The sequence below is a fragment of the Paraburkholderia sp. SIMBA_053 genome, assembly GCF_046534895.1.
Classification (GTDB): Bacteria; Pseudomonadota; Gammaproteobacteria; order Burkholderiales; family Burkholderiaceae; genus Paraburkholderia; species Paraburkholderia caledonica.
In genome coordinates this window covers 1-377 of record NZ_JAWRXU010000198.1, presented here as the reverse complement: position 1 = coordinate 377, position 377 = coordinate 1, and the positions used below count along the sequence as shown (strand labels likewise).

General features: G+C 63.1%; 1 protein-coding gene. It reads left to right on the top strand.

Going from position 1 to position 377, the window contains the following annotated elements; all coding sequences use genetic code 11:
- Positions 1-113 precede the first annotated feature (113 nt).
- Positions 114-377, top strand: a 264-nt coding sequence (locus SB753_RS35250) for a DUF2304 domain-containing protein (RefSeq protein ID WP_410804693.1), incomplete at its 3' end; no start/stop codon positions are given.

The window sequence follows — 377 nt, the reverse complement described above, 5'->3', positions numbered from 1 at the left end:
GTCCCGAGCCAGGGCTTCTTCGGTTCGACGTTGTATCTCATGCGATCGGTGATGGCACTCGGTCTCTCGATCATGAGACGCCCCCAGATCCGACGACACGACGGAGAACGCGCATGATGGTCACCGGAGCGATCGGCCTCGCCATCGTCATCCTCGGCGTCGTGCTGGCGCTGCTCCTCAAGCGCCAGCTCCGCGAGAAGTATGCGATCATCTGGCTCGTCATCGGCCTCGCGGTGCTGCTGCTCGGCATCTTTCCGCAAGCGCTGCTGTTCATCACAGCCACTCTCGGCTTCCAGGTCCCGGCCAACCTGCTCTTCACCCTCGCGATCTTCCTGCTGCTCGCCGTCTCGTTGCACCTCTCCTGGGAGCTCTCGCAG